The sequence below is a fragment of the Streptomyces griseorubiginosus genome (assembly GCF_017614965.1).
Lineage (GTDB): Bacteria > Actinomycetota > Actinomycetes > Streptomycetales > Streptomycetaceae > Streptomyces > Streptomyces griseorubiginosus_B.
On the sequence record NZ_WVUG01000441.1, the window covers coordinates 1 to 5709 of the forward strand.

Below are 5709 nucleotides of genomic sequence, written 5' to 3' on the forward strand. Positions count from 1 at the left end.
GCTGGTCGGGGCGGGGGCCGAGGACGGCTGCGACGGCGGGAACACGGGGCCTTGACCGCCGGGAACTGAAACGGCCCCGTGGGTGGGAGCGGCCGCTGCGGCAGCGATCAGCTCACCGGCCTGGACCGCACGGGCCGCGATGTCCTCGGCGAGTCCGGAGGGCAGACGCGACTGCCACCCGGCGTCCGCCGCCAACCGTGGGAGCAGGGCGGTGAGTTCGGCGCTGACGGGCCGATGGTCCGGCTCCTTGGCCAGGCATCGGCGTACGACGGGAAGCAGTTCACCGGGGACACCGTCGAGGCGAGGTGTCTCATGGACGATCCGGTACATGAGAGAGGCAGCGGACAGCGCCTCGCCCGGCTGCTCGAAGGGTCCATGGCCGGTGGCCGCGAACACGAGCACGGCACCGAGGGAGAAGACGTCCCCGGGTGCGCCGGCGGCTCCGCGCAACGCTTGTTCGGGTGCGAGGTAGCCGGGGGAGCCGATCACCCCGCCGGTGCGGGTGTGCCGGGTGTCGTCGGTGGCGCGGGCGATCCCGAAGTCGATGAGCATCGGCCGCTCACGGGCGAGCAGCACGTTGGACGGTTTGACGTCCCGATGGGTCAGATCGCAGGCGTGTACGGCGGCCAGGGCCGCGGCCAGTTCCCCGGCGAGCGCCAGCAGGGTGGAGGCGGGAAGCGGTCCGTGTGCGGTGACCCAGTCGGCGAGGGACGGCGCGGCGACGTACTCGGTCGCCAGCCAGGGCGGGCGGTGCCCCGGAGGGCTGAAGTCCACGACGGACACGGTCCATGGCGAGCGGACCCGGTCACTGTTGCGGATCTCGCGGGCGAAGCGCTGCTCGAAGTCCGCCGCGGCGGCGACGTCCGGGAGGATGGTCTTGACGGCGAGTGGACGTCCGGCCGGGGTGCGGGCCAGATACACCCGCCCCATTCCTCCCGCACCGAGCCGCGCCAGCAACGGAAAACCGCCGACCATGCCCGGATCCGTGGCCTCGAGTGGCTCCACGCCCGTCCTCCCCCGTCACGCTCCACCCCGCCTGTACACGTCGACGACGATGGTGCCAGGCGGGCCGCGACGGGGTGCAGAGGGGTGCTAGAGCTTGGTCATCTTCGCGTACGGGCTCAGGATCCGCATTTGCGCCGAGCCGAAGTCCACGAGCGCCGCGATGCCGTCCTCGATGCCGATGACCCGGCCGAGGCCGTACATGTCGTGGGTGACCTGGTCACCGACGGCGAAGTGCTTCGGAGCTGGTACGACCGGGGCCTTGAAGGGGCTGGTGGGCAGATGACGCTTCGGTGACGCGGATTTGGTCATGGCTCAGTATGCGCCACCGCGGATCCCCCTCGCTGTGGCCATCGGCACAACCCTGGACGACACGGCCGGCAGCAGCCGACTGACCTGGGGTTTCGAGCCCGAGGGCGACAAAACTGGCCTGCGGATCCGGGATTCGGCCACCCCCGCGCTCTCTCCCGGTCACCTCGATCTTGCGCACGGTACGCGTCCCCGGTACAACCGTCCGGTGACAAGCGAGTCCGCGCCGAAGGCGCGGTGGACCAAGGACAGGGCCGGAGCCGCCCTGGCGGCCACGAACGGCTACTTCTTCGCTTTCGGACCGGCCGTCGAAACGGCGAAGCGACTGACCCGTGACCACACGTATGTGGCTGCTTTCCTCGCCAGCTTCGCGGTCGCCGTCCTCGCGTACTGGATCGGACTGCGCCTGATGAAGAAGCTCCCCTGACAGTTCCCGTGGCCCAGCGGCGCGAGGCAGGACCGGGGGCGGCTGCCGACGTAAGATCCTTCCCGAAGGACGCCGAATCGTCGCCGTCGGGCGGGTGGAGTCGCCGAGCGCGTGGACGGGCCGACAGGACGGGCAGGAAGGCATCGGAAGGGTTGGGCGACCCGGACCGGATTCCTGGACCCCGGGCCGGGGGCGCGTCACAGTGGCTCTCGTCCGCATCGGTGACCAGGGACCTGCGAGGGATACGCGAACCATGCCGACCGAAACGTTTGAGTTCCAGGTTGAGGCCCGTCAGCTGCTCCAGCTGATGATTCACTCGGTCTACTCGAACAAGGACGTCTTCCTGAGAGAGTTGGTCTCCAACGCCTCCGACGCGCTGGACAAGCTGCGCCTGGCCGCGCTGCGGGACGACAGCCTCGGGGCGGACACCAGCGACCCGCACATCGAGATCGAGGTCGACCCGGACGCGCGCACGCTCACCGTCCGGGACAACGGCATCGGAATGTCGTACGACGAGGTCGGCCGACTCATTGGCACCATCGCCAACTCGGGTACGGCCGCCTTCCTGAAGGAACTCCAGGAGGCTCAGGACGCGGCGGGCGCCGAGGGGCTCATCGGGCAGTTCGGCGTCGGCTTCTACTCCGGCTTCATGGTGGCGGACGAGATGACCCTGGTGACCCGGCGCGCGGGGGAGAGCACCGGTACGCGCTGGTCGTCGCGCGGTGAGGGGACGTACACCCTGGAGACCGTGGAGGACGCGCCGCAGGGGACCGCCGTCACCCTCCACCTCAAGCCGGCCGATCCCGAGAACCAGCTGCACGACTACACCTCGGTGTGGAAGATCAAGGAGATCGTCAAGCGGTACTCGGACTTCATCACCTGGCCGATCCGGCTCGTGCCGAGGCCGGCGGGGGACGAGGGCGAGGACGGGGCCGAGCCCGAGACGCTGAACTCGATGAAGGCACTGTGGGCCCGTTCGAAGGAGGAGGTCTCCGAGGACGAGTACCACGAGCTGTACAAGCACGTCAGCCATGACTGGCGCGACCCCCTGGAGACGATTCGCCTCCAGGCCGAGGGCACCTTCGAGTACCAGGCCCTGCTGTTCCTGCCGGAGCACGCACCGCACGACCTGTTCACCCGGGACTTCCGGCGCGGTCTGCAGCTGTACGTCAAGCGGGTGCTGATCATGGACGACTGCGAGGCGCTGCTGCCGCCGTACCTCCGTTTCGTCAAGGGGGTCGTCGACGCGCAGGACCTCTCGCTCAACGTCTCCCGCGAGATCCTCCAGCAGGACCGGCACATCCGGATGATCCAGCGCCGGCTGACGAAGAAGGTGCTGTCCTCGGTCAAGGAGATGAAGGCGGGCGCTCCCGAGAAGTACGCCACGTTCTGGCGGGAGTTCGGCGCCGTTTTGAAGGAGGGACTGTTCGGCGATCCCGACAACCGCGACGCCCTGCTCGCCGTCGCCTCGTTCGCCAGCACGCACGCCGAGGACGGGGCGACCACGCTCCAGGAGTACGTGGAGCGGATGAAGGACGGCCAGGACGACATCTACTACATGACCGGCGAGTCGCGGCAGAGCCTGGAGAACTCCCCGCACATGGAGGCGTTCCGCGCGCGCGGTGTCGAGGTGCTGCTGCTGACCGACCCCGTCGACGAGGTGTGGGTCGACGCCGTCGGTGAGTTCGAGGGCAAGCGGCTGCGGTCCGTCGCCAAGGGGGAGATCGACCTCGACGGACAGGGCGAGGAGCAGGCCGAGAAGGAGCGGGAGAAGCAGGCCGAGGAGTACGCCGGGCTGCTGGGCTGGATGAAGGAGCAACTGGCGGACGACGTGAAGGACGTCCGGCTGTCGGCGCGGCTGACGGTGTCCCCGGCCTGTGTCGTCTCCGACGCCCACGATCTGACCCCCGCGCTGGAGGAGATGTACCGGGCGATGGGCCAGGAGGTGCCGCCGACGAAGCGGATCCTCGAACTCAACCCGACTCATCCGCTTGTGCGGGGGATGAACCAGGCGTTCCAGGGAAGTGAGGACCGGAGCGAACTCGCCGAATCCGCCGACCTGTTGCACGGCCTGGCCGTTCTCGCGGAGGGCGGGCGGCCGAAGGAGCCGGCGCGTTTCGTGAAGCTGGTGGCGGAACGACTGGAGCGTTCCCTGCGGTGATACGCGCGTGCGCGGCGGGGGCCCGGGACGCGTTCCGGGGCTCCCGTCCGGCACGGCAGATGAGCGACTTTCGACCTATTCGACCTATTCAACCTATTCGACGGGGGCTCGCCGGTCCGGGTCGGCGAGCCCTCTCGACCTCGGTCAGTTGGTGTAGATGGCGGGGGAGCCGCTGACGCTGCTGTCGACCAGGGGGGCGTAGGAGGCCGAGAAGTAGCCGTTGGCGTTGCACAGCCCGGACCCGGAGACCTTGGAGAAGGGCTGGTTGGTGAAGGTCAGGCTGTTGGAGTCGTTGGAGCTCACCGCGGAGAGGCTGGGGGCCTGGTAGACGCAGGTGACGGAGCCCAGCAGGGTGGAGAGGACCACCGTGGTCTGGATGCTGCCGCCCGCGGCCGGGGTCACGGTGACGCTGCCGTCGGAGGCGGCGGAGGTGGTGTAGGGCAGGCCGTTGACGGTGATGCTGCGCACCCCGGTGACGCCGAAGACGTTGCTGGAACAGCCGGTGAAGGTCTGGGCCGTCGCGGATTCGGTGGCGGTGCCCGGGGCGGCCGGGTTGTCGGTCACGGTGGCGGTGAGCGTCGAGCCGGTGCAGGTGATGCCGGAGCTGCCGCCGCTGCTGGTGGCGAGGGAGGCCTTGGTGCCGCCGGCCAGTGAGCCGGTGATGACATCGCCGACGGCGACGGCGTTGCCGCCCGCGCTGCCGTAGGTGAGCACGGCGCTGTCCGCGGAGGCGGCGGTGGCCGGGAGGAACGTCAGGCCCGCGAGGGCGGCGGTGGCGGCTATGGCGACGACGGTGTGTCTGCGCATGGCAGGTCCTCTGGTACTGGGGGGTGGCGAAGAGAGCGGGTCGTCGCCTCCGCCATGGGGATGCGGAGGCGACGACCCGCGCATGGCCGCTCCCGGAGGGAGGGAGCGGCGGACCGGTGCGGGTGCTGACCCGGCGTAGGAGTGCCGGGGCTCTTGTTGCGGCCTTGCGGGTGCGTGAGACTGACGGCTCCAGCGGTCTGCACCGCAGGTCCGCGTGAGTGGAAAACCTGTGAAGGTTGTAAACCTGACGGGTATTCAACGTCAAGGCGCCGTACGGAAGTTCGCGAGGAGGGACGTGGCATGGCAGAAGCGCCGTCGGTGCCGCCCGCGCTGGTGCTGCCCGGTACCCGCACGGGACGCGACCCTGAGCGCTCGCTCCGGCGGGGGCCGCGTCGGGCCGCGCCCGAGGTGGTCGCCGCCAACCAGCGTGACCGGCTCCTGGACGGCTTCGTCCGCACCGTCGCCCAGGTCGGCTACGCCCGCACCCGGGTCAGCGACATCTGTACCGCGGCGGGCGTGACCAGGCCGGTCTTCTACGAACTGTTCAAGGGCAAGGAGGACGCCTTCCTGGCCGCCCACCACCACGGCACCTCCCTGGTCTTCTCCGCCATGGAGGAGGCGCACGCCCAGGGCGCGGACTGGCCCAACCGGGTGCGCGCCGGGCTTGGCGCGCTGCTCGGAATCCTCGCCGGGGCACCCGCTTTCGCCGCCATGGCCATCGTGGAGATCGACGCGGTCGGTCCCGCCGGCCGGGAGGCGCGCGAGGCGCTCCTGGCCCGCTTCCGGCACTTCTTCACCGACCTGCCCGAACTCGAACTCCCGGTTCCCGCAGAGGAGTTGATCGACATGGTCGTCGGCGGGGTGTACTCCGCGATATACCGGCGGATCGCGGCCGGCCGGACCGCCGAGCTGCCCGCCCTGCTGCCTGGCCTGACGTACTCCGTCCTGGCCCCCTTCGTCGGGCCGGAACGCGCCGCCGCCTGCCTCGCCGACCCACCCCCGA

6 protein-coding genes are annotated in these 5709 nt (G+C 70.0%); 3 read left to right on the forward strand and 3 right to left on the reverse strand.

Going from position 1 to position 5709, the window contains the following annotated elements; genetic code table 11:
- Together GRC12_RS41305 and GRC12_RS41310 are read right to left on the reverse strand one after the other, a co-directional pair.
- Positions 1-1005: serine/threonine-protein kinase (locus GRC12_RS41305; protein WP_208785590.1), on the reverse strand; the 1005-nt coding region annotated here is incomplete at its 3' end.
- A gap of 87 nt (positions 1006-1092) precedes the next feature.
- Positions 1093-1314: a hypothetical protein gene (locus GRC12_RS41310; RefSeq protein ID WP_208785591.1), complete on the reverse strand. Its 222-nt coding sequence runs from the start codon at positions 1312-1314 to the stop codon at positions 1093-1095.
- Here GRC12_RS41310 and GRC12_RS41315 point away from each other — a divergent pair.
- Together GRC12_RS41315 and htpG are read left to right on the forward strand one after the other, a co-directional pair.
- Entirely contained in the window at positions 1313-1738 is a 426-nt protein-coding gene (locus GRC12_RS41315) for a hypothetical protein (RefSeq protein ID WP_208785592.1), read from the forward strand. The genes GRC12_RS41310 and GRC12_RS41315 overlap by 2 nt on opposite strands.
- Before the next feature lie 253 nt (positions 1739-1991).
- Positions 1992-3899, forward strand: a complete 1908-nt coding sequence (gene htpG / locus GRC12_RS41320) for a molecular chaperone HtpG (protein ID WP_208785593.1) — start codon at positions 1992-1994, stop codon at positions 3897-3899.
- Positions 3900-4043: 144 nt separating this feature from the next.
- On the opposite strand, the gene GRC12_RS41325 is transcribed toward htpG, so the two are convergent.
- Positions 4044-4706: a Tat pathway signal sequence domain protein gene (locus tag GRC12_RS41325; protein WP_208785594.1), complete on the reverse strand. Its 663-nt coding sequence runs from the start codon at positions 4704-4706 to the stop codon at positions 4044-4046.
- A gap of 300 nt (positions 4707-5006) precedes the next feature.
- Here GRC12_RS41325 and GRC12_RS41330 point away from each other — a divergent pair.
- On the forward strand, positions 5007-5709 hold a 703-nt coding region (locus tag GRC12_RS41330; RefSeq protein WP_208785595.1), incomplete at its 3' end, for a TetR/AcrR family transcriptional regulator.

Bases quoted from the DNA above. Each gene is read 5' to 3' on its own strand.
- GRC12_RS41310 (WP_208785591.1), bottom strand. From the start codon at position 1,314: ATGACCAAATCCGCGTCACCGAAGCGTCATCTGCCCACCAGCCCCTTC.
- htpG (WP_208785593.1), top strand. From the start codon at position 1,992: ATGCCGACCGAAACGTTTGAGTTCCAGGTTGAGGCCCGTCAGCTGCTC.
- GRC12_RS41325 (WP_208785594.1), bottom strand. From the start codon at position 4,706: ATGCGCAGACACACCGTCGTCGCCATAGCCGCCACCGCCGCCCTCGCG.
- GRC12_RS41315 (WP_208785592.1), top strand. From the start codon at position 1,313: ATGGCTCAGTATGCGCCACCGCGGATCCCCCTCGCTGTGGCCATCGGC.